Source organism: Enterobacter cloacae complex sp. P13B (assembly GCF_014895915.1).
GTDB classification, from domain to species: domain Bacteria; phylum Pseudomonadota; class Gammaproteobacteria; order Enterobacterales; family Enterobacteriaceae; genus Enterobacter; species Enterobacter bugandensis.
In genome coordinates, this window is the sequence record NZ_JADBQN010000010.1 from 196,154 (window position 1) to 218,232 (window position 22,079).

Genomic DNA, 22,079 nt, shown 5'->3' on the forward strand with positions numbered 1-22,079 from the left:
ATGGCGGGTAATCCGCCGAAAGTTAATTAATTACCGTTAAATTCTTCCGGTAGCTGTTCGGTGTGAATGAGGTCAACTTCTTAAAAGTTTTAATAAACAGGCTGGGACTGCTATATCCTGACTCATAGGCAATATCGGTGACAGAATAGTTGGTAATCTCCAGCTGTTTTTTGGCAAAATTAATGCGGATTTCATTAATAATTTGCACCGGCGTTTTACGATAATAACGCTGCGTCGCGCGGGTCAGATATTCCTGGGATTTCCCCGAGAGGGATACCATATTTTCCAGCGCATTTTCGCTGAACTGGCCTTTATCGTGCATCAGTTCCACGGTGCTGCGCAGCCACTGTGGAACATCATCCGTCACCTGCTGCTCTTCACGGTGATGCCGCAACCGGTTCATCACGTAGAAGGTCACCGTTTCAATAAATTCATCAAACTCATTGTCGCGGAAGTTAAGCGAGGCGATGACCGTTTCAATCCAGGTCATGAACTCGTTTTTCACACGATATACCTGGGACGCCACAAAGCAGAACGGCACCAGCGGCAGATAGTGCTTCTCAAAGAAGCGTCTGCTGACGCCCACGTTCAGAATGCGGGTCGCGCCAAATTCGTAAAAGCTCTGGTGATAGGAACCCATCGGCAGGAAGACAAAATCCCCTCGCTCCAGCAGGACGCGCTTACCGTTGATCTCCTGGTAGTAGCGGCCGGTCAGAACAATCGTGAACTCATAGTAGTCATGCTGGTGCAGACCGCTGGCGCTCTCCGTCTTGTTGTAGATAACCACGTGAAAATTTTTGCCATTAAACAGTTGCTGTTCAAATGCGGTTTTGATTTCCATCGTGCTGACCTCCTGCTGCTCAATCCGACCTAGTGCATTTTCTCGTGAAGCTCAATCAACTCCGCCACCAGCTCACGCGCCAGCATGGACGTCATCAGGTGATCCTGAGCGTGTACCAGCACCAGGCTGACCTTCATCTTCCCTTCGCCCTGGTCGCTTTCAATTAGCTTTGTCTGCACCAGGTGCGCTTCGTTCAGCGCCGTGCGGGACTGCTCCATCATGGTTTTCGCGGCGGCGAAATCGCCCTGCTTGGCCTGCTTCAGTGCGGCATACGCCAGGCTGCGCGCCTGCCCGGAGTTGATGATAAGGCCCATCACCACTTCTTCGAGATCGTTCTCTGCGGCTTCGTCTGCGACGATACTATCCAAATCTAACATGTTTTAGCTCCTTGTGGCTGGCGCGGGCTTCCCCGCGCCGGTCAATCTTAGAATTTCAGTGAGAGGGCAATTTCCTCTTCGCTCTCTTCTTCATCAATGATGGTGGCAGCTTTGTTCGCAATCGCCACGAACGGCATGTACAGCAGGGTAGCAATCCCGAGGTTGAATATCGCCAGCAGGAAGGCCGCGACGCTACCGTTGGTGTTAAAGAAGGCGCCCAGACCTGCCGGCATGGTCCACGGAGCAATGTTGGTGATCGGTGGAATAATACCCATGTAGTAAGCCGTCAGGGTGATCGCTGCCAGCAGCGGCTGCACCAGGATGAACGGGATAAACATTACCGGGTTCATGATAATTGGCAGACCGAACAGAATCGGCTCGTTAATCTGGAAGATGCCTGATGGCAGGGCCAGTTTCGCCACCTGACGATAGTCAGCGCGACGAGAGACAATAAAGACCGCGATGATCAGACCCAGGGTCGCCCCGGTACCACCCAGGAAGATATAGGAGTCAAGCATCGGCTTCGCCCACACATGGAAGGTTTTACCTGCCGCCAGCGCCGCGTCAACGGAGCCGTACTGCTGGTAAAGCGCAACGTTTTCCAGTGCCCATGGGGTCATAATTCCGCTGTCCAGCGCGGCCAGTGCCAGTGAACCGTGCACGCCGAAGAACCACAGCAGAGAGGTGAAAATCACATACGCCCAACCGACCACACCACCCATCGACGCCAGCGGCGTAGAGATAGAGTCCATGATGATCTGGTGGAAGTTCGTGCCCCAGTGAGAGAGCGCCCAGGCGATAATCCCCATGATGGAGAGGATAATGAAGCCTGGGATCAACGCGGAAAATGAACGAGAAACGGAGGCCGGCACGCTATCCGGCAGGCGGATAACCCAGTTGCGACGGATAATAAAGGTGAACATTTCTGCCACCACCAGGCCGATAACAATACCGGAGATGATGTTGGCTCCGCCCAGCCAGTTTGCGCCAACGGCGTAGGCTTCACCCACGCTGTAAGGCGTGACGGTCATAAACGCGGCAACGGATAATAATCCGGCGGCCAGCGGATCCACTTTCCGCTCTTCAGCCAGCGCCATCCCAATAAAGAAAGGCGCCATCAGCGACATAATACCCAACGTACCGTTATATACGTTGCCGCCGATGGCTTTAAAACCGTTAAGGGTTTCAATAGTGGAAGCGTCTAACCGAATTCCTAATGAATAAAAGAAGGAACCTTCACCAAAGCTCAGAAAAACGTTGTTAATTAAAACGAACATCGCCCCGGCCAGCGTCAACGGCATTAATTTAATAAAACCGTTTTTGATGGCATTAACGTGAGGCTGCTTTCCTATTTTAACAGCAAAAGGAAGGAGTACCTTTTCAAGTGAAGCGATGACTTTACTCATAGGAAAATACCCTTAAATGCCGTAACGCATATTACGGCGTAATTGTGTGTGAAATAACTCTTTGACGGGAAAAATAAAAATTAATTAGCAGCTTTTTTAATGGCTGCCACAGCAGCTTTAAGTACACCTAAACCATCGATCTTGCCGTACAGCCCCGAGTCGATCACTTCGACCGGTTTATTCGGTAGCAGTCGTTGAATTTCGGGCAACATATAGGCAATTTGCGGCCCCAGTAACACCACATCGGCTTTCTGGCCTTTTTCGCCCGCCAGCGTTTCCGGAAACGCTTCAATCACCACAGGAACTTCATACTTTTCAGCCTGCGCGCGCATCTTTGACACCAGAAGCGAGGTTGACATGCCCGCTGAGCAGAACAGGTAGATATGTTTCTTTTCCATCATAATTTCCCTCTTGTATGACTACCTGCCGTCGCGCTATCACTCGACTCGCTGTCCCGGCAGACAGGTAGCTTGCGTACTGTTGTTTATCGTTGAAGTGAGTATACGCAATGGTACAGAGGGGAGATAATTCTGGATAGGCCTAAATTGTCTCTCATTGACCTGGCTTGTTGACTACCTTCACATTTCAGGCAAATAATTCGCGCAAAGAAATAAGATTAACGTATAAATAAAAAAAACCGGCCCAGAGGCCGGTTTGTTAACATCTTCAGGCAAGCAGGGTTACTGCGCCTTAGGTGCCTGTGGATCGGTGTCGTATTCAGCACAGGTCTGATAGCCGGAGTTAATCACATGTCCGGTATCATCCAGCGCGACGAAATAGGTTTCTGCCTTACCATCACGTTGACCCAGGATATAAGTCTGACACGTACCGCGCGCGTGAATCATGGTCACTTCAGAAGAAGGCTTGCCGGCGATCGCAGCTACCTGCGAACGTGTCATCCCTTTTTTAACGTCTTTAACCACGGGCTGGGTAAACTGATCCTTAGTGCGATCGTAAGCCGTACACCCTGCCAGCATCGTCAGTACCGCCGCTGCGCTAAGAATTCCTGCTACGTTCTTGTTCATATTCCGTCCTCTTGTTTATCAGCGTGTTATCTAAGCATGGGATAAAAAGTACTATTGTTCAACTTTGTGATTTACGCCAGACGAATTTCGGAAAATTCTAATAAAACAACGATAAGCTGCTAAATCGCCGCAAATTAACGCACTCGAAACTGTGATCCTTGTCGTTTTCCGCCCAAAGGGTTAGTTTTAACAGTTAACACATTCTGTTTATGTTCTGCATACGGAGGGCATGATGGCTCTGCAACAAGAGATTATTCAGGCGCTGGGCGCTAAGCCTGCGATAGATGCACAGGAAGAGATCCGCCGCAGCGTGGATTTTTTAAAGTCGTACTTAAAAAAGAACGCTTTCCTGAAATCCCTGGTGCTGGGCATCAGCGGCGGGCAGGACTCTACCCTGACGGGTAAACTCTGCCAGATGGCGATTTCAGAGCTTCGTGAAGAGACGGGCGACGAAGCGCTGCAGTTTATCGCCGTGCGTCTGCCTTACGGGGTTCAGGCGGACGAACAGGATTGCCAGGACGCCATCGCGTTCATCCAGCCCGATCGCGTGCTTACCGTCAATATCAAAGCCTCAGTGCTGGCAAGCGAGCAGGCGCTGCGCGAAGCGGGCATTGAATTGAGTGATTTTGTGCGCGGCAACGAGAAAGCGCGCGAGCGCATGAAAGCGCAGTACAGCATCGCCGGGATGACCAAAGGCGTTGTGGTAGGCACCGACCATGCGGCAGAAGCGATCACCGGTTTCTTCACCAAATACGGCGATGGCGGCACCGACATCAACCCGATTTTCCGTCTCAACAAGCGTCAGGGCAAGCAGCTGCTCGCCGCGCTGGGCTGCCCTGAGCACCTGTACAAGAAAGCGCCAACAGCGGATCTGGAAGACGATCGCCCTTCCCTGCCGGATGAAGCGGCCCTTGGCGTCACCTATGACAACATTGATGATTATCTGGAAGGCAAAACGCTGGATGAAGGTACCGCGAAAATTATCGAGGGCTGGTACCTGAAAACCGAGCACAAGCGCCACACGCCAATTACGGTGTTTGACGATTTCTGGAAATAAACGCAAAACGTTAATCTTTGCTCCCTCTCCCCTTTAGGGAGAGGGCATCACGCTACCCGGCTCTTTTTTAACCACAGCACACCTGCTACACTGTATACCTGAACAGTATATGGAGCAGTATGTGAGCAGGCGTCAATCAGCCCCGCGTCTTGAGTTTGAAGCGGCGGCTATCTATGAATATCCCGAACATCTTCGCCCCTGGCTTGAGGCGCTGCCCAAACAGCCGGGCGTGTACATCTTTCACGGTGAAAGCGAGACCCTGCCGCTCTACATCGGCAAAAGCGTTAACATTCGCAGCCGGGTGTTATCCCACCTGCGCACCCCGGACGAGGCCGCCATGCTGCGCCAGTCGCGACGCATTACCTGGTTCCAGACGGCGGGAGAAATGGGCGCGCTGTTGCTGGAAGCCCGGCTGATAAAAGAGCAGCAGCCGCTCTTCAATAAGCGCCTGCGCCGCAACCGCCAGCTCTGCTCCCTGCAGATCGCCGACGGCAAGCCGCAGGTCGTCTACGCCCGCGAGGTCGATTTCTCCCACGCCCCGAATCTCTTCGGGCTGTTCGCAAACAAGCGTGCCGCCCTGCAGTCTCTGCAGGCGCTCGCGGACGAGCTGCAGCTTTGCTATAGCCTTTTAGGGCTAGAGGGCACCACGCGGGGCCGCGCCTGTTTCCGCTCCGCTCTGAAGCGCTGCGCGGGCGCCTGCTGCGGAAAAGAGAGCGTTGAGGCGCATCACGCCCGTCTCCTCGCGGGCCTGGCCGGGATCAGCGTCAACTGCTGGCCGTGGGACGGCGCCGTTGCGCTAAAAGAAGTGGGTGAAACCATGACGCAGTATCACATCGTCAATAACTGGCTCTGGCTGGGGGCTGTCGATGATTTAAGCGACGCGGCAACCCTGCTGCGCACCCCCGCGGGATTCGACCACGACGGCTACAAAATCCTCTGCAAGCCCGTATTAGCGGGCAAGTTCGAGATCATCGCGCTCAGTGACCCGGCAGCCAGTTAATTTCACTGAACAGCAGGGTGCCCTGAGACTCCAGCAGACGCAGAGTATGGGTCCCCTCCTGCCAGCTGGCGCCCTGATCGGCCGTGAGCAATTTATCACCCAATTGCCACGCCCCGCTTAATACAAACACCACGCCCCCGCGCGAGCCAAGGGTGGTAAAAGTACGATCGGCAACCCGCACCTTCGCCTGACAGCAGTCGCGCCGGGTCATGATGTTGAAATCCATCGCCATCCTGCCATCGGAAAGCAGCGCCTTCACCGGCAAATCGCCGGCAAAACTGTAAGGCTGATGCTGTTTAAGGGTATGGCAGAACGCCTGACCGGCATCCAGCATCACCTCCCCGCCTTCCAGCAGGGTAATGACCCGGTCGACACCGGGAAACGAGGAGAATTCGCCGTTGCTGGCGATGGTCGCAATACTGGCACGCCAGAAAAAATCGCGCGTCGCGGGAGGGATACAGCAAATTTCTCGCGTTTCGCCGGCACCATTGCGCCAGAGGCTGACCGGCATCTTACGAATATCAAAGAACTCCATCACCACTCCTGAATGGCACAACCCGTGCCAGGGCAAGGATATCGCTACCCCTGCAGTCTTGTTTGTTATCGTTAGGTATTCACAGACACAGTATCGGCAGCAGAGCGGGCAGGCCTTAGCGGAACGTTAATAAAAATGCTAACGCCATGACTCTACAGACATTCTCTGAAGCGACTACAGGAGAATACCGCGCTGGCGGCGGCAGGCAAGAGGGCATAATAGAAAAACCGCCGGTCCTGTCCACAGCGATTTCGCTTTTGTGGACAGGATCCCGGCGGTCTTAAGAGAGTGAACCGATTATTCGGTTGGTGCTGGCATTTTACCTTCCATCGCCGGACGTTCTGTCAGACGCTTCTCAAAATTGGCATTAAACTGTTTTTTCTGTTCCGGGGTCAGAATGTTGTAGATCTTGTTCTGGGTTTCCATGTGGGCCAGCATGCGGGCTTTGTGCTGCTCGGCCATTTTGTCGATCTGCGCTTCGGCTTTCGCCTTATCGAAGCTGTCGCTGGCAATAATGTCATGCATTGCGCGGCGCTCTTCCAGCGGAGGACGCTTCATCTGGTCACGCTGGCTTTTCATGATGTCGCGGATCTGCTGCTTCTGCGCGTCCGTCAGGTTCAAATCTTTGAACATCATCATCTCGTGGTGCATACCCGGCTTGCCTTTATGATGCATCATCATTTTGCCTTCAGCTGGCGCGGCGGTGGTGGTTGCGGTATCTGCGGCGAACGCCATGCTGGTAGCGCCCAGAGCCAGGGTAGAAGCAACAAACAGTGCAGTAAACTTACGCATAATTTATTTCCTTTCTTTCAGTTATTCTTCGGCGCTATGCCGTGTTGACGAGATTAACTTTACGGGGTTTATCGTCAATTAATCAGAGCAACGGTAAAACAATGAAAGTGTAAAAAACAATTTTTCGCCAAATGTGGAGGAAATAAGGATAAAGCGTGGAGAGTTGCAACAAGAAATATTCAATACGATGATTTTAAAGCTATTTAGCAGGAGTATAACGAAGTAACGGTGAATAATAAAGCAATTCGCCAGGAATATTCCGTAAAAGAAATCAGAGCGCTTTAATCGCTAAGAAAACATATTTACTTCCCCTCCCGGATGATGAGAGGGGAAAGGTTCAGGTGAGTTTTTCCAGCATCAGACCGGCCCGCAGGCCAAACGCTACGGAGGGGTTGGGGAACAGCACATATTCGGTGGTTTTCTGCACCTCGTAACGCTCTTCGCCATCTTCCGCCAGCAGAGCCCCTTTGCGAAACGGCGTGAAGTTCAGGGTGTGCGCGGCCATGTGAAGCTGGAAAGCCTCGCTGCGGCGGGTGATCTGCTGAACGACCCGGTACCGCTCAACGGGCTGATGTGCGTGCTCGGTAGCCGTCCCACCGAGCAGCGCCCGAAGCGCGAGCTCCGTAGGCGCAAAGCGAGTGAGATCGTTCTGTCCGAACGGTAGCGCTTTTCCCAGCTCCAGCGTACAGGACAGCGCGCCAAACCGTTCGCAAGTGAAGTGAGTAAAGGTCCCGCCCGGCGACTGATGAAACACCAGCGCCTCCAGCCCGGCATCCCCCAGCCAGCTCAGAAACGCTTCATCCCACGGCTGATTGCGCTGCGGCAGAACACCGAATCTGACATGGTAAGAGGCGCGGATCGCCGTATGCAGATCCAGATGCCAGCGCGCCGGTCCCGCCGCGGCAAAAAACGTCGTCACGACGTTCTCCAGCCACTGCGCGCGCACCGTTTCGTCACTCTGCGGAAACTGCGACCAGCGACCGCCGAACATGCGGTTAATGTCGCTAACCAGGTACCGTTTGTTTTGCGCCAGCGCAGGCGGATTGCCAAGCACCACCAGCACGCGGCACGCAAGGGCGATCTCGCCGCGATACAGCGCGCGCAGCAGCCCATCGACGATCTCAACGGGTGCGGTTTCATTCCCGTGGATCCCCGTGGAAAGCAGCAGCGATAACGCGCTGCTGGCCTTCGGTGTCAGCTCAAGCACCCCGGGCCCCAGCCACCGCCAGCGGAATGAGGGGCCTTCCCCCTCACTCTGGTCCGGCGTTTCATCGGCCAGGGTCAGCGCCAGTAAATTTTCCATATCCACTCCTTTAGCGCTGGAACGGGTAAACCGAGCCCAGCTGCAGGATTGACGATAACGCGTCCAGCGCCTCGCGCCCTTCGCGCAGCAGCTGCGGGTCAACCAGATCGGCCTGCGTTAACCGGTCGCGATAGTAGCGGTCCACCCAGTTGTTCAGGGTGTTAAAGAGCGTCTCATTCATCATGACTGCCGGGTTAACGGCCTGTATTTCATTTGGCGTTAACACGACCCGCAGGCGCAGACAGGCGGGACCACCGCCGTTAGCCATGCTTTCGCGCAGGTCAAACACGCGCAGCTCGTCAATCGGGTTATCAGCCTTCACCAGTTCGGTGAGGTAGCGCCACACGCCCCGATGATCCCGGGACTCCTGCGGTAGCACCAGCATCATGCTGCCGTCATCGCGGCTCAGCAGCTGGCTGTTGAACAGATAGGTTTCGACCGCGTCCTGCACGCTGACCGCCTGCGTTGGCACCTGGATCGGCATAAAGCCGGGCACGCGTTCGTGCAGCGTGGCGAGCAGCTTATCCTGATGGGCAAAGGCCTGCTCATGGCAGAACAGCACCTGGCGGTTGGACACGGCAATCACGTCGTTATGGAACACGCCCTGGTCGATCACGTGCGGGTTCTGCTGGGCAAAAATCACCTGGGAAGGATTGACCTGGTTCAGGCGCGCAACCGCCTGGCTGGCCGCGAGCGTCTGACGCGCTGGATAACGGGTCGGCGCGGCGTGGCCGCCCTCTTCCCGCCCGTAGATAAACAGCTGCACGGCGGGATCGCCGTAATCGCCACCCAGCCGGTTATGGTTGGCCGCGCCTTCGTCGCCAAACATCGCCACCTGCGGCAGGGCCTGATGGATCTCAAAATGGGCGTCATGCTTGAAAATAGCGCGCAGCACGCGCTCGGTGGTGTCCGCTTCGGTGGCGCGATGAAACTTATTATTCAGGTTCGCCACCGTCAGATGGACTTTACCATCCAGCGTATCGGCTGACGGCGCGACGGTGGCCGCGTTGGCCACCCACATTGAAGAGGCAGAGCTTGCCGCAGAGAGCAAATGCGGCGTCTGCGTACCCGCTTTTTCGACGACCTGCTCATCGGTACCACTAAAGCCGAGCTGACGCAGCACCGCCACGTTCGGACGTTCCTGCGGCGGGATCACCGCCTGCGGGAAGCCGGCATCCGCCAGCGCCTTCATTTTTAGCAGCCCCTGCTTCGCCGCCAGCTTCGGGTTGGAGACCTGAAAGCGGTGCTTCGTCGAGGCTTCATTACCAAAGGAGAGACCGGCATAGTGGTGCGTCAGCCCCACCAGCCCGTCAAAGTTGACTTCACGCGCTTTCATGGCCTTCTCCCTTCGTAAAATCGAGCCCCGGGTTAAGCGTCTCCGGCAACGTCAGCGCCGGGGTTTCCAGACTCGCCATCGGCCACGCGCAGTAATCGGCGGCATACCAGGCGCTGGCGCGATGGTTGCCCGAGGCGCCCACGCCGCCGAACGGCGCGGTGCTCGCCGCCCCGGTCAGCGGTTTATTCCAGTTCACGATCCCGGCACGCGCTTCCAGCAGCAGTTGTTCAAACTTCTCGCGATGCGGCGATATCAGCCCGCTCGACAGGCCGTAGCGGGTATTATTCGCCATCGCAATGGCCGCATCAAAATCGTCGTAACGCCAGACGCACAGCAGCGGGCCAAACACCTCTTCATCCGGCACGCTGCTCGCACCACTCATCTCAACGATGCCCGGCGTCAGCAGCGAGGTACCCGGCTGAACCTGCTTCGGCTCCAGCAGGGTTTTCGCGCCGCGCGCGGCGTGATCCTGCCAGGCCTTCAGTACGTTCAGCGCGGCCTGTTCGGAGATCAGCCCGCCGATAAACGGCTGCGGATCGGCATCCCACGCGGCAGGCACCAGCCGCGCGCTCACCTCTACCAGACGCTTCAGGAAGGCATCCCCCTGCGCGCCGCGCTTGACCAGCAGGCGACGGGCGCAGGTGCAGCGCTGTCCGGCGGTAATAAAGGCGGACTGGATCGTCAGGTGCACCGCGGCATCGATATCGTCGGGATCTTCGACAATCAGCGGGTTGTTGCCGCCCATCTCCAGCGCCAGAATTTTCTCCGGCTGCCCCGCCAGCTGGCGGTGCAGCTGATAGCCCGTTCCGGCGCTGCCGGTAAACAGCAGGCCGTCGATATCGCTCAGCGCGCTCAGCGCCTGGCCGGTTTCCCGTCCGCCCTGCACGAGGTTCAGCACGCCCGGCGGCAGCCCGGCCTGCTCCCACAGCTTCACCACCGCCTCGCCGGTTAACGGCGTAAGCTCGCTCGGTTTGAAGATGACGGTATTGCCCGCCAGCAGCGCGGGCACAATGTGACCATTCGGCAGATGCCCTGGGAAGTTATACGGGCCAAACACCGCCAGCACGCCGTGCGGACGGTGGCGCAGCGTGGCCGCGCCGTCCGGCATCTCGGTATGCTGCTCGCCGGTGCGGGTGTGGTATGCCTTAATCGAAATAGCGATTTTATTGATCATCGCTGTCACTTCGGTCGCCGCTTCCCAGCGCGGTTTGCTGGTTTCGGACGCGATGATGCGCGTCAGCTCGGCCTTGTTGGCCTCCAGCAGTCCGGCAAATTTTTCAATAAGCGCCTGGCGCTCGGCGAATGGCCGTTTTGCCCACGCGGGAAACGCGTGTCGTGCGGAACGGCAGGCCTGCTCGACCTGCGCGACGCTGGCGTCGTTTCCCTTCCACAGCACCTCTTTTCCAACTGGATTGGTTTTTACGCGCTGTTCGCCTTCGCCCGTTACCCAGTCACCGTTAATCCATAATGTCATGCTGTTTTCTCCTCAGGGCAGAGACGCACCAGGCGAACCGTATCGCCGGCGTTACATTTCAGGGCATCCAGCTCTGCAGCCGTCAGCACCAGACGTTCACATTTCGGGTTGGTCCGCACCAGCATGGCGCGGAAGTTGGCGTAATTTTCGTTCGCCACCAGGCATGCCGGCCAGTCACCCGGCGCGGGCTGGCCTTCGGATACCTCAACCAGGCGGCTTTTACGGATGGCGCGCACGCGGTCGATATCGCACTCAAGCGTTGGCCCGCCGTCAAAGATGTCGACATAGTTACGGTAGCGGAAGCCCTCTTTCTCCAGCACCGCGCGGGCAGGCGCGGTTTGCGGATGCACTTCGCCAATTACCGCCTGCGCTTCCGGCGTTAAGAAATGGGTATAGATAGGATGTTTAGGCATCAACTCCGCGATAAACGCTTTCTGGCCGGTGCCGCAGAGATAGTCCGCCCGGCTGAACTCCATCGAGAAGAAGCGCTCGCCCAGGCTCTCCCAGAAAGGCGAGTAGCCTTTGTCGTCGATCACGCCGCGCATCTCTGCCACCACTTTTTCGTTAAAGCGATCGCGGAAAGCGGCCATAAACATAAAGCGCGATTTGGAGAGCAGATAGCCGTTGCCCTCTTTGCGCCACGCCGGGTCGAGGAACAGCGTGCAGAGCTCGCTGGCGCCCGTGTGGTCATTACAGAGAAACAGCGTAGGCAGCGCGTTATAGACGTTCAGCTCTTTCGAGGCGTGAACCATGGTGCCGACGCGGTAGTTGTACCACGGGTCGTTAAGCCCGACGGCCACTTCAATGGCGCAGATCCCGGCCACGCTCCCCGTTTCGGTGTCTTCCAGCACGAACACGTAACCCTGTTCGCTTTTTGGCAACGTCCCCTGCCAGGTTTGCAGGGCGCGCTCAATGCGCGCCGACAGCGTTTTTTCATCGGCAGGAAGCGAGGTCAGCCCGCCTCCCGTCTTACCGGCAAGCTGCATGAGCCCGGCAATATCGCCGCGCTCAACGGGACGGATGACCATCATGATGACACCCCGGATTTCACCTTCTCACACGCCAGCGCAAAACGGTCCAGACCGGTTTGTACCTCTTCCTCGCTGACAATCAGCGCAGGCGCAAAACGCACCACGTTGGCACCGGCAATCAGCACCATCACGCCCGCTTTTGCCGCTTCCTGTGAAATAAGCTTCGCTTTTCCGGCAAACTCAGCCGTAAGCTCGCAGCCGATCAACAGCCCCAGGCCGCGAATTTCTTTAAACAGGCCAAGCTTGCTGTTGACGGCGTTCAGGCGCTCAACGAACCACTCGTGACGCTGCTTAACGCCCTTCAGCACCTCAGGGGTGTTAATGATGTCGAGAACCTGTCCGGCGACGGCGGTTGCCAGCGGGTTGCCGCCGTAGGTGGTGCCGTGGGTGCCCACGGTCATCACGCTGGCGAATTTATCGGTGGTCAGCGTCGCGCCAATCGGGAAGCCGCCGCCCAGCGCTTTGGCGGTAGAGAGAACGTCCGGCGTCACGCCGTAGTGCATATAGGCATACAGCTCGCCGGTGCGGCCCACGCCGGTCTGCACTTCGTCGAAAATCAGGACCGCGTCGTGGCGGTCGCACAGCTCGCGCAGCCCCTGCAGGAATGCCTTTTGCGCCGGAAGCACGCCGCCCTCGCCCTGCATCGGTTCGACAATCACCGCGCAGGTGGTGTCGTTAATCAGCTCGCTGGCGGACTGCAGATCGTTATAAATGCCGTGGCGAATATCCGGCGGCAGCGGAGCGAAATCCTGCGAATAAGAAGGCTGGCCGCCCGCGCTCACGGTAAAGAGCGTGCGCCCGTGGAAAGCATTTTTAAACGCCACAATCCCGCTCTTGTGCGCCCCAAACTTGTCGTGGGCATATTTGCGCGCCAGCTTCAGCGCCGCTTCGTTGGCCTCCGCGCCGGAGTTACAGAAAAAGACTTTTTCGGCGAAGGTCGCGTCAATCAGCTTTTTCGCCAGGCGCAGTGCGGGCTCGTTGGTAAAGCCGTTACCGGTATGCCAGAACTTCGCCGCCTGGTCGTTCAGCGCCTGACGCAGCGCCGGATGGGCATGTCCCAGCGCATTCACCGCAATCCCCCCGGCAAAGTCGATATACTCTTTACCCTGCAGATCCCACAGGCGTGAGCCTTCCCCGCGAACCGGAATAAAAGCCGCCGGAGCGTAAACCGGCATCATCCATTCATCGAAATTTTCACGCGTAATTGACAGAGACATAGCGACCTCATCCGGTAAATAAAAAGTTATTTGAATGTTAAATAATTGAGTATTTGCACTGTGAATGTAGATTGCAGCCTTCGTGCCAGCCAGCGATAAAAATGCATAAACGGGGTGAGGTAACAGAATATCAATAGGTTACAATATGGAGTTATTCACTGTTAGTGCATAAAAAGTGAATATTTTTACGACAAGCGGCGCTTTGCCGCATGAAAATCAGAAAGAGTATGCACAGGCCAAATATAATTCTGGAATTGTGATCGCTCGCGAAATTTATCGGCCCTTTACGCCCTGTTTGAGGGCGAAGCGCGTCAGAATGGTGCAAATATTGCACCACCGGCAATATCTGTCGCAGTTATTGGTCGAACCCGGTAACAGTTGACGCAAATTCTGCTACCATCCATGCACTATTCACCTTGCACTGGCAGCGACTATGAAATTTGTCTCTTTTAATATCAACGGCCTGCGCGCCCGCCCTCATCAGCTAGAAGCCATCGTTGAGCAACATCAGCCAGATGTGATCGGCCTGCAGGAGACCAAGGTTCACGACGACATGTTCCCCCTCGAAGAGGTGGCGAAACTCGGTTACAACGTCTTTTACCACGGTCAGAAAGGTCACTATGGCGTCGCGCTGCTCACCAAAGACACGCCGGTTTCCGTGCGCCGCGGCTTCCCCGGCGACGGTGAAGAAGCCCAGCGCCGCATCATCATGGCGGAAGTGCCTTCCGCGCTCGGGAATATTACGGTCATTAACGGCTATTTTCCGCAGGGTGAGAGCCGCGATCACGAGACAAAATTCCCGGCCAAAGCGAAGTTTTACCAGGATCTGCAGAACTATCTGACGACCGAACTGAAAAAAGAGAATCCGGTGCTGATCATGGGCGACATGAACATCAGCCCGACGGATCTGGATATCGGCATCGGCGAAGAGAACCGCAAGCGCTGGCTGCGCACCGGCAAATGCTCCTTCCTGCCGGAAGAGCGTGAGTGGATGGAGCGCCTGCTGGGCTGGGGCCTGGTGGATACCTTCCGCAATGCCAACCCGGAAACGCAGGATCGCTTCTCGTGGTTTGACTACCGCTCGAAGGGCTTTGACGACAACCGCGGCCTGCGTATCGATCTGCTGCTGGCGAGTACGCCGCTGGCGGAGCGCTGCATCGAAACCGGGATCGACTACGACATCCGCAGCATGGAAAAACCATCGGACCACGCGCCGGTATGGGCTAAATTCAAGCTGTAATCGCGCGTGAACATACGAAAAACACTCTTCCTGTGCGCCCTTATGGGCGCATTTCTTATGACATTTGTCATTCTGCCGCCTGACACGCTTTCTCTGGCAGGAATTAAAACCCACCAGCAGACGCTACTCTCCCATGTCGACCACGCGCCGCTGCGTAGCGCGCTGATCTTCTTTGTGCTTTACGTGGCGGTTTCCGCTCTCTCGATACCCGGCGCGGCGGTTCTGACCCTGCTGGGCGGGGCGTTATTTACGCTGTGGGAAGGCACCGTGCTGGTTTCGTTTGCCTCCACGCTCGGGGCCACGCTGGCGATGCTCGCCAGCCGTTACCTGCTGCGCGACTGGGTGCAGCGGCGGTTTGCCCGACAGATGGCAACGGTAAATGCGGGCATGGCGCGCGACGGCGCGGGCTATCTTTTTGCCCTGCGCCTGATGCCGCTGTTCCCGTTTTTCCTGGTGAATTTACTGATGGGGCTGACCCGCATCACGGTCCGGCGCTACTGGTGGGTCAGCCAGCTCGCCATGCTGCCCGCGACGGTTATCTTTCTGAACGCCGGGCGGGAGCTGGGAAAAGTGGCATCGCTGCGCGATATTTTGTCGCCGGGCGTGGTATTCGCCTTTACACTACTGGGGTTATTACCGCTGGTTACGCGCCGGCTGTTTTCCCGCTATCTCCCTGCTGATAAAAAGTGAGGCATTATGCGCCGTGTGCGTTTTTGCACGTTTCTGACCGGTCTGCTGCTGGCAGCCCCCCTCTATGCCGCCGACGGCTGGCAAGCTATTCAACAGCAGGCCAAAGGCCAGACCGTCTGGTTTAACGCCTGGGGCGGCGATCCGGCGGTTAACCGCTACCTTGAGTGGGTCAGCGGTGAGATGCAAACGCACTATGCCATCACCCTAAAAATCGTCCCGCTGGCGGATGCCGCCGATGCGGTCAAACGTATTCAGACGGAAGCCGCCGCAGGGCGTAAAACCAACGGCTCGGTCGACCTCCTGTGGGTGAACGGCGAGAACTTCCGCACGCTAAAAGAGGCGAACCTGCTACAAACCGGGTGGGCGCAGAGTCTGCCCAACTGGCGCTATGTCGATACCCGTAAACCCGTTACGGAAGATTTTGCGGTTCCAACCGACGGGGCGGAATCGCCGTGGGGCGGCGCGCAGCTGACTTTTATCGCCCGCAAAGCCAGCATGCCAATGCCGCCGGAGGATCCGCAGGCGCTGCTGGCGTTCGCGCAGCAGCACCCGGGCAAGGTGAGCTATCCTCGCCCACCCGATTTTACCGGCACGGCCTTTCTTGAGCAGCTGCTGCTGACGCTTACGGCGCATCCCGAGGCGTTACAAAAAGCGCCTGATGATACGTTTGCCCAGGTTACGGCGCCGCTCTGGGCCTACCTCGATAAACTGCACCCGCTGCTGTGGCGTGAAGGAAAAGACTTCCCTCCCTCACCCGCCCGGATGGATGCCCTGCTCGCCAGCGGAAGTCTGAACCTGTCGCTGACCTTTAACCCGGCGCATGCGCAGCAAAAAGTGGCGAGCGGCGAACTGCCTGCCGACAGCTACAGCTTTGGTTTTCAGGACGGGATGCTCGGCAACGTGCATTTTGTAGCTATTCCGGCTAATGCCAGCGCGAGCGCGGGGGCGAAAGTGGTCGCCAATTTCCTGCTGTCGCCGCAGGCGCAGATCCGCAAGGCCGACCCGGCCATTTGGGGGGATCCGAGCGTGCTGGATGCGAAAACGCTGCCCGAAGGTGAAGCGAAACAGCTGCAGGCCCACACGCCTCAGGGGCTGCCGAAGGTGCTCCCGGAGCCGCAGTCCGCGTGGGTGAACGCGCTGGAGCAGGAATGGCTGCGTCGTTACGGCACCCGTTAGGCTGGCTTGTCTGGCTGGCGATGACGGTGATTTATCTGCCGATCCTGCCCGCTGGCACCGTGCTGTTCGCGCCGGCCTTTTCCGTGACGAACTGGCAGCGGCTGCTAAACGATCCTCAGCTGCCGCAGGCAGCCGTTGCCACGCTGGTCTCAACGCTTATCGCTACGCTGGGGGCCTTGTTTATCGCCCTTTCCCTCGTGGCTCTTTTCTGGCCCGGCACCCGCTGGCGGCGCCTCAGCACGCGCCTGCCGTGGCTGCTGGCGATCCCCCACGTGGCCTTCGCCACCAGCGCGCTACTGCTGTTTGCCGAGGGCGGGCTGTTTTATCAGGTTTGTACCGTCTGTTCGCCGCCGTTTGACCGCTACGGCGTAGGGCTGGGCCTGACGCTCGCGGTCAAAGAGAGCGCATTCGTGCTGTGGGCCATTTACGCCGTGCTGCCGGAAAAAGGGCTCGCGCAGCAGAAGATCGTCCTGCAAACCTTTGGCTACGGGCGTTTTCAGACGCTCAGCTGGCTGATCCTTCCGGCGATCGCGCCCGTCCTCGGGGCGGTGATACTGGCGGTGCTGGCGTGGTCGCTGTCGGTTGTGGACGTAGCGATCGTTCTCGGGCCCGGCAACCCGCCCACGCTGGCCGTGCTGGCCTGGCAGTGGCTGAGCCAGGGCGACGCGCAGCAGCAGGTGAAAGGAACGCTGCTGTGCCTGGTGCTCCTTCTTTTGCTGGCCGCGCTTGCCGCGCTGGGGTACGGCCTGTGGAAGGTCTGGCGTCGCGCGATTCCGGACCTGAGCGGGACGCGCCGCAGGTTGCATCTCGTCCTGCCTGAACGCGCATTCAGCGGCTTTTTGCCCGCATGCGGCCTCCTTTGCGCCGCCGTGCTGTTAATGCTGGCGCAGCGGGACGACGTAGGTCCCGTGGGAACCAGCCTCTCTTTCGGTCTGCTTTCGAGCCTTATCGCCCTGATCGTCATTTTTCTCTGGCTGGAATGGGGGCAGCAGCGCGGCGCGGCGTGGGTGTGGCTACCGCTCGCCCTTCCGGCACTGCCGCTCGTCACCGGGCAATACGCGATTGCTTTGCATCTGGGTCTCGACGGAGGCTTTATCGCCGTCCTCTGGAGCCATCTGCTGTGGGTGCTACCGTGGATGCTGCTGGTGCTGCAGCCCGCCTGGCGGCGGATCGATCCCCGGCTTATCCTTACCGCCAGAACGCTCGGCTGGCGGCGGGCAAAAATTTTCTGCCTGCTGAAATGTCCCCTGCTGGTGCGTCCTGCGCTGCTGGCCTTTGCCACCGGTTTTTCCGTCAGCATGGCCCAATATATGCCGACCCTGTGGCTGGGCGCGGGACGTTTCGCCACGCTGACCACCGAGACCGTCGCGCTCAGCAGCGGAGGCAGCATCCCGGTTCTCGCTAACCGTGCCCTGGGATTACTGCTGGTCACGGGCGTCGTATTCGGTCTTGCTGCGCTGTTATCCCGGCTCGCGGGCCGCTTCCGTCAAGGATTACGCTAATGCTCAAGGTCAATGATCTCACCATCGAACCGCTTTTCCGCAAGGTCAATTTTTGCGTACCCCGCGGGGAGATTGTCACCCTGATGGGGCCGTCCGGCAGCGGCAAATCGACCCTTTTTGCCTGGATGGTCGGCGCGCTGTCAGATGATTTTCAGGCGCGGGGCGAACTGTGGATCGGCGAACGCCGCTGCGACGGTTTGCCCGTCGAATCCCGCGGTCTGGGGATTCTTTTTCAGGACGCGCTGCTGTTTGACCCTTTCAGCGTTGGGCAAAACTTGCTGCTGGCCTTGCCTGAGCGGATCGCGGGACGCGCACGGCGGGAAGCGGTCGAGCAGGCGCTGGATTCCGCCGGGCTTGGCGGTCATTACGCCAGCGATCCGGCCACCCTTTCCGGCGGAGAGCGCGCCCGGGTGAGCCTGCTGCGCGCCCTGCTCGCAGAGCCGCAGGCGCTGCTGCTGGACGAACCGTTCAGCCGCCTTGATAAAACGTTACGCACGACGTTCCGGGCATGGGTATTTGACGCCGTCCGCGCGCGCAATATTCCGGTGGTGCTGGTCACCCATGACGAGGACGATATTCCGCCCGGCGGCGAGGTGATGGAGATTTCTCGCTGGCAATAATGTGCTAACGCAATGTTTTCCGTTTCGGGAGAGACGACAATGCCCCCCTCTTTTACTGACGTCAGGTTATTCGATGAAACGTGTTTCTCAACTGACCGCGCTGGCCCTGATCTGCGGCCTCGCCTCTTTTTCCTCTCAGGCCGCTGATATGGCCAACGCGATGACGCTGTCTCAGCTTCAGGCACAGCACGGCGCGGCAATCGACACCCGCCCCAGCGCCTTCTATAACGGCTGGCCGCAGACCCTCAGCGGTCCTTCCGGGCACGAACCCGCTGCGCTCAACCTGGCAGCCGCCTGGCTTAGCGCCATGAGCGACGAGCAGATTGCACTTTGGGCAAAACAGCATCAGCTTACCCCTGCGACGTCCATCGCGCTGTATGGCGACGAGAACGATAACCAGGCGGTGAAAGCCCGTCTGGAGAAAGCTGGTTACCGCCACGTTTCGCTGCTCAGCGATGCTCTGCGGACGCCCGACCGCCTTCAGCGCCTGCCCCACTTTGAACAGCTGGTTTACCCGCAGTGGATCCACCGGCTTCAGCAGGGCAAACCGGTGACCTCCGCGCCGGCGGGCGAATGGAAAGTCATAGAAGCGGCCTGGGGCGCGCCGAAGTTTTACCTGCTTAACCACATTCCCGGCGCGGGCTACATTGACACCAACGAGGTGGAAAGCGAGCCGCTGTGGAACAAAGTCTCCGACGACAGGCTGAAAGCAATGCTGGCAAAGCACGGGATCCGTCACGATACCACCGTCATTCTGTACGGGCGCGACGTTTACGCCGCCGCGCGCGTGGCGCAGATTATGCTCTACGCGGGCGTGAAGGATGTGCGCCTTCTCGATGGCGGCTGGAAGGCGTGGTCAGATGCCGGTCTGCCGGTTGAGCGCGGTACGCCCGGCAAAGTGGCTCCTGCCCCTGATTTTGGCGCGCAGATCCCCGGCCAGCCGCAGCTGATGGTGGATATGGAACAGGCGCGCGGCATGCTGCACCGTCAGGATGCCTCCCTGGTCAGCATTCGTTCGTGGCCGGAGTTTATCGGCGAAACCAGCGGCTACAGCTACATCAAGCCAAAAGGTGAAATTGCCGGCGCCCGCTGGGGTCACGCGGGCAGCGATGCCACCCACATGGAGGATTTCCATAACCCGGATGGCACCATGCGCAGCGCTGACGACATCGCCGTCCAGTGGAAGCGCTGGAATATTCTGCCGGAACAGCAGGTCGCGTTTTACTGCGGCACCGGCTGGCGGGCGTCCGAAACCTTTATGTACGCCCGGGCGATGGGCTGGAAAAATATCGCCGTCTATGACGGCGGCTGGTACGAATGGAGCAGCCACCCGCAGAACCCGGTCACCGCCGGAGAGCGCGGACCAGAGAGTGCTCTCTAACGGGTGAGTGACTTCAGCGTCACGTAGCCGCTCCAGATGCGCGTTGTGGTGGTCAGCCAGCACAACGCGCCGAATATCCACGCGAACAGCGTAAACTGTGCCGGAAACAGGCAGCACAGCACGAACAGCGCGATGGTCTCCGTCCCTTCCGTTAACCCGCCGATATAGTAAAACGACTTATGCGCATAGCCGGGGTTGTCGATCTCGTGCTTCGCCGCCAGCGCGGCAAAGGCGAGAAAACTGCTGCCGGTGCCGATAAACGCAAACAACAGCCAGGCCGCCGCCAGCGCATTCTCTACGGGTGCAGCCAGCGCAAAGCCAAACGGCACCAGCGCATAGAACAGAAAATCGAGGGCGATATCGAGAAACCCTCCCGCATCCGTCAGCCCTCTCCGACGCGCCAGCGCGCCGTCCAGACCATCAAGCAGGCGGTTCAGGACGATGGCGGCCAGCGCCGCCGGATACCAGCCGAGGGCCAGAAACGGCAACGCCAGCAGGCCGATGGCAAACCCGGCAAGCGTTAATCCGTCGGGCGTAACGCCCGGCTTATCCAGCACGGATACCAGACGGTCCAGAGCGGGCTTTACCCGCGGGTGCAGGTGACGGTCAAGCATCAGGCTTCCCTTTAAACGTGGCGCACAACCCCTGTGCCGGTATATCCAGCGCGGCATTAAACCGGGCCGAGAGATTCTGAAAGGCAATGAGCGCCGTCATTTCAGTAATGGCATCATCCGTAAAGTGGCGTTTCATCGCCATTTTGATTGCTTCATCCACCCGGGGCGGCGTGGCGGTCACCGCCTCCGCATAGGCCAGCGCCGCGCGTTCCTGTTCACTGAACACGTCAGAATCAGCCCAGCCGCTTACGGCCTGGACTTTATCCAGCGCGCCGCAGCGCTCGGCCAGACGCAGGCTGTTGGCGTCAATGCAGAACGCACAGTGGCACAGCTGCGATACGCGCGTCATAAGCAGCGAGCGCAGCACTGGCGTCAGGCGCGCTTTTCTGCGCTCCAGAAACCCCACAAACAAAGCGACCAGCCAGAACAGACGCGGCATGCGTCCCCACCAGCGTGTGGGGTTCAGCATGGCACCGAAGTGTTTTTGCTGCATGGCGGCAATAGGTTTTACGCTCGCCGGAAGGGTTGGGATGGGCTCTACCCAGGTGGACGTCTCTTTCACCTGATTCTCCTGATGGCTGGACTCTTTGAAAGGGCACGATAATATGGCGTTTTTCGCTATCAAGTATTGACGACCATGCTAAAAACAGTCGATGTCGTTGCGGCCATCATCGAAAAAGACGACAAAATTTTACTGGCGCAGCGCCCTGCTCACGCCGACCAGCCGGGAATGTGGGAGTTCGCTGGCGGCAAAGTGGAGGCCGGAGAAACCCAGCCTGAGGCGCTTATCCGCGAGCTGCGTGAAGAGCTGGGTATCGAGGCTCAGCCTGAGCAGTACGTGGCGAGCCATCAGCGCGAGGTATCACAGCGGTTAATCAACCTGCACGCCTGGCACGTACCCCGCTTCAGCGGAGAGTTAACGGCGCACTACCACAGCGCGCTGGCGTGGTGTACGCCGGAAGAGGCTTTCAGTTATGAGTTAGCTCCGGCGGATATTCCGCTGCTGGAGGCGTTTATTCTTTTACGCGACGCCAGACCAGCGGATTCGTGCTGATGGTACGTTCATCGCGCTGGCACTGCAGCAGCACGCCATCCGCCTTCACGACGGCCCCTTCAGAATAGTTTTGATCCTGGTAGATGCAGCACTGGTTACACGGCTGCGCGCGCTGGCCGCTGGAGCTAAACACCTCCGGCGGCACGTTCACTTCTACATCCGGGCGAATGCGGTCAGCCTGAGCGCCTGCGGTCAACATCAATGATAACGCGGCCATCACGTAACGGTTCATAGACTTCTCTTCCTGTTGTGTCCTGATAATGACTATAACGGTAAATCGGGCAGAATCTTTAATTTAGCGCGCCATCGCTTTTTGTTATGACGCGGCCCGGGTCATTAATTTCCCTTTCGGTCCACATTTCTGCTTGCTTCACAAAGCGGTACGGGTGGTATAGTCAAAAAAACAAC

General features: G+C 58.1%; 24 protein-coding genes. 9 read left to right on the forward strand and 15 right to left on the reverse strand.

The features are described from left to right. Positions 1 to 22: 22 nt before the first annotated feature. From chbR to osmE, 5 genes are all read right to left on the reverse strand, one after another. Positions 23 to 865 carry a transcriptional regulator ChbR gene (gene chbR, locus IM273_RS06350; RefSeq protein WP_028012801.1) on the reverse strand — a complete coding sequence of 281 codons (843 nt, stop codon included), beginning with the start codon at positions 863 to 865 and terminating at the stop codon, positions 23 to 25. A gap of 5 nt (positions 866 to 870) precedes the next feature. Continuing rightward, a complete protein-coding gene (chbA, locus tag IM273_RS06355) occupies positions 871 to 1,218 on the reverse strand; it encodes a PTS N,N'-diacetylchitobiose transporter subunit IIA (RefSeq protein ID WP_028012800.1) in 348 nt (115 codons plus the stop codon). A gap of 47 nt (positions 1,219 to 1,265) precedes the next feature. Continuing rightward, on the reverse strand, positions 1,266 to 2,624 hold the full coding sequence (gene chbC / locus IM273_RS06360) for a PTS N,N'-diacetylchitobiose transporter subunit IIC (protein ID WP_028012799.1): 1,359 nt from the start codon (positions 2,622 to 2,624) through the stop codon (positions 1,266 to 1,268). 80 nt (positions 2,625 to 2,704) lie between these two features. Beyond that, positions 2,705 to 3,022, reverse strand: a complete 318-nt coding sequence (gene chbB / locus IM273_RS06365) for a PTS N,N'-diacetylchitobiose transporter subunit IIB (protein ID WP_014883474.1) — start codon at positions 3,020 to 3,022, stop codon at positions 2,705 to 2,707. Positions 3,023 to 3,304: 282 nt separating this feature from the next. After that, positions 3,305 to 3,649, reverse strand: coding sequence for an osmotically-inducible lipoprotein OsmE (gene osmE / locus IM273_RS06370; protein ID WP_003857836.1), 345 nt, complete (start codon positions 3,647 to 3,649; stop codon positions 3,305 to 3,307). Between the two features lie 232 nt (positions 3,650 to 3,881). On the opposite strand from osmE, the gene nadE reads away from it, so the two are divergent. Together nadE and cho are read left to right on the forward strand one after the other, a co-directional pair. Further along, complete coding sequence (gene nadE / locus IM273_RS06375; protein ID WP_028012798.1) at positions 3,882 to 4,706, forward strand: ammonia-dependent NAD(+) synthetase; 825 nt, start codon at positions 3,882 to 3,884, stop codon at positions 4,704 to 4,706. Between the two features lie 121 nt (positions 4,707 to 4,827). Continuing rightward, complete coding sequence (gene cho / locus IM273_RS06380; RefSeq protein ID WP_032644984.1) at positions 4,828 to 5,706, forward strand: excinuclease Cho; 879 nt, start codon at positions 4,828 to 4,830, stop codon at positions 5,704 to 5,706. Here cho and ves read toward each other — a convergent pair. The 7 genes from ves to IM273_RS06415 form a co-directional block, all read right to left on the reverse strand. After that, positions 5,684 to 6,241: an environmental stress-induced protein Ves gene (gene ves, locus IM273_RS06385; RefSeq protein WP_155026165.1), complete on the reverse strand. Its 558-nt coding sequence runs from the start codon at positions 6,239 to 6,241 to the stop codon at positions 5,684 to 5,686. The genes cho and ves overlap by 23 nt on opposite strands. Before the next feature lie 297 nt (positions 6,242 to 6,538). Next, the gene (gene spy, locus IM273_RS06390; RefSeq protein WP_028012795.1) at positions 6,539 to 7,033 is read right to left on the reverse strand and encodes an ATP-independent periplasmic protein-refolding chaperone Spy; all 495 of its coding nucleotides are present in this window, start codon (positions 7,031 to 7,033) and stop codon (positions 6,539 to 6,541) included. Between the two features lie 337 nt (positions 7,034 to 7,370). Further along, positions 7,371 to 8,336 carry a succinylglutamate desuccinylase gene (astE, locus tag IM273_RS06395; protein WP_193050214.1) on the reverse strand — a complete coding sequence of 322 codons (966 nt, stop codon included), beginning with the start codon at positions 8,334 to 8,336 and terminating at the stop codon, positions 7,371 to 7,373. Positions 8,337 to 8,346: 10 nt separating this feature from the next. Further along, entirely contained in the window at positions 8,347 to 9,672 is a 1,326-nt protein-coding gene (gene astB / locus IM273_RS06400) for an N-succinylarginine dihydrolase (protein ID WP_059356912.1), read from the reverse strand. Next, entirely contained in the window at positions 9,659 to 11,146 is a 1,488-nt protein-coding gene (gene astD / locus IM273_RS06405; protein WP_193050216.1) for a succinylglutamate-semialdehyde dehydrogenase, read from the reverse strand. Before astD ends, astB begins: the two co-directional genes overlap by 14 nt. Further along, complete coding sequence (gene astA / locus IM273_RS06410) at positions 11,143 to 12,177, reverse strand: arginine N-succinyltransferase (protein ID WP_041910463.1); 1,035 nt, start codon at positions 12,175 to 12,177, stop codon at positions 11,143 to 11,145. The genes astD and astA overlap by 4 nt, the downstream gene beginning before the upstream one ends. After that, positions 12,174 to 13,394 carry an aspartate aminotransferase family protein gene (locus tag IM273_RS06415; RefSeq protein ID WP_193050218.1) on the reverse strand — a complete coding sequence of 407 codons (1,221 nt, stop codon included), beginning with the start codon at positions 13,392 to 13,394 and terminating at the stop codon, positions 12,174 to 12,176. Before IM273_RS06415 ends, astA begins: the two co-directional genes overlap by 4 nt. 433 nt (positions 13,395 to 13,827) lie before the next feature. On the opposite strand from IM273_RS06415, the gene xthA reads away from it, so the two are divergent. The 6 genes from xthA (at position 13,828) to IM273_RS06445 (ending at position 20,003) form a co-directional block, all read left to right on the forward strand. Beyond that, positions 13,828 to 14,634 carry an exodeoxyribonuclease III gene (gene xthA, locus IM273_RS06420; protein WP_032644863.1) on the forward strand — a complete coding sequence of 269 codons (807 nt, stop codon included), beginning with the start codon at positions 13,828 to 13,830 and terminating at the stop codon, positions 14,632 to 14,634. Positions 14,635 to 14,640: 6 nt separating this feature from the next. Then, a complete protein-coding gene (locus IM273_RS06425; protein WP_193050220.1) occupies positions 14,641 to 15,324 on the forward strand; it encodes a TVP38/TMEM64 family protein in 684 nt (227 codons plus the stop codon). Positions 15,325 to 15,339: 15 nt separating this feature from the next. Then, positions 15,340 to 16,500 (forward strand): ABC transporter substrate-binding protein, encoded by a 1,161-nt coding sequence (locus tag IM273_RS06430; RefSeq protein ID WP_370551838.1) that lies wholly within the window; start codon positions 15,340 to 15,342, stop codon positions 16,498 to 16,500. Next, complete coding sequence (locus IM273_RS06435) at positions 16,473 to 18,002, forward strand: thiamine ABC transporter permease (protein ID WP_193050224.1); 1,530 nt, start codon at positions 16,473 to 16,475, stop codon at positions 18,000 to 18,002. The genes IM273_RS06430 and IM273_RS06435 overlap by 28 nt, the downstream gene beginning before the upstream one ends. Further along, complete coding sequence (locus IM273_RS06440) at positions 18,002 to 18,622, forward strand: ATP-binding cassette domain-containing protein (RefSeq protein ID WP_193050226.1); 621 nt, start codon at positions 18,002 to 18,004, stop codon at positions 18,620 to 18,622. The genes IM273_RS06435 and IM273_RS06440 overlap by 1 nt, the downstream gene beginning before the upstream one ends. A gap of 73 nt (positions 18,623 to 18,695) precedes the next feature. Further along, the gene (locus IM273_RS06445) at positions 18,696 to 20,003 is read left to right on the forward strand and encodes a sulfurtransferase (protein WP_193050228.1); all 1,308 of its coding nucleotides are present in this window, start codon (positions 18,696 to 18,698) and stop codon (positions 20,001 to 20,003) included. On the opposite strand, the gene IM273_RS06450 is transcribed toward IM273_RS06445, so the two are convergent. After that, positions 20,000 to 20,617 (reverse strand): CDP-alcohol phosphatidyltransferase family protein, encoded by a 618-nt coding sequence (locus tag IM273_RS06450; protein WP_193050230.1) that lies wholly within the window; start codon positions 20,615 to 20,617, stop codon positions 20,000 to 20,002. The two genes, IM273_RS06445 and IM273_RS06450, sit on opposite strands and share 4 nt — an antisense overlap. Beyond that, entirely contained in the window at positions 20,610 to 21,179 is a 570-nt protein-coding gene (locus IM273_RS06455) for a carboxymuconolactone decarboxylase family protein (RefSeq protein ID WP_155026155.1), read from the reverse strand. The genes IM273_RS06450 and IM273_RS06455 overlap by 8 nt, the downstream gene beginning before the upstream one ends. Positions 21,180 to 21,254: 75 nt before the next feature. On the opposite strand from IM273_RS06455, the gene IM273_RS06460 reads away from it, so the two are divergent. After that, entirely contained in the window at positions 21,255 to 21,671 is a 417-nt protein-coding gene (locus tag IM273_RS06460; protein ID WP_045261602.1) for a pyrimidine (deoxy)nucleoside triphosphate diphosphatase, read from the forward strand. Here the strand turns inward: IM273_RS06460 and IM273_RS06465 are convergent. Continuing rightward, on the reverse strand, positions 21,631 to 21,903 hold the full coding sequence (locus IM273_RS06465; protein WP_028012780.1) for a YnjH family protein: 273 nt from the start codon (positions 21,901 to 21,903) through the stop codon (positions 21,631 to 21,633). The genes IM273_RS06460 and IM273_RS06465 overlap by 41 nt on opposite strands. Between the last annotated feature and the right edge of the window lie 176 nt (positions 21,904 to 22,079).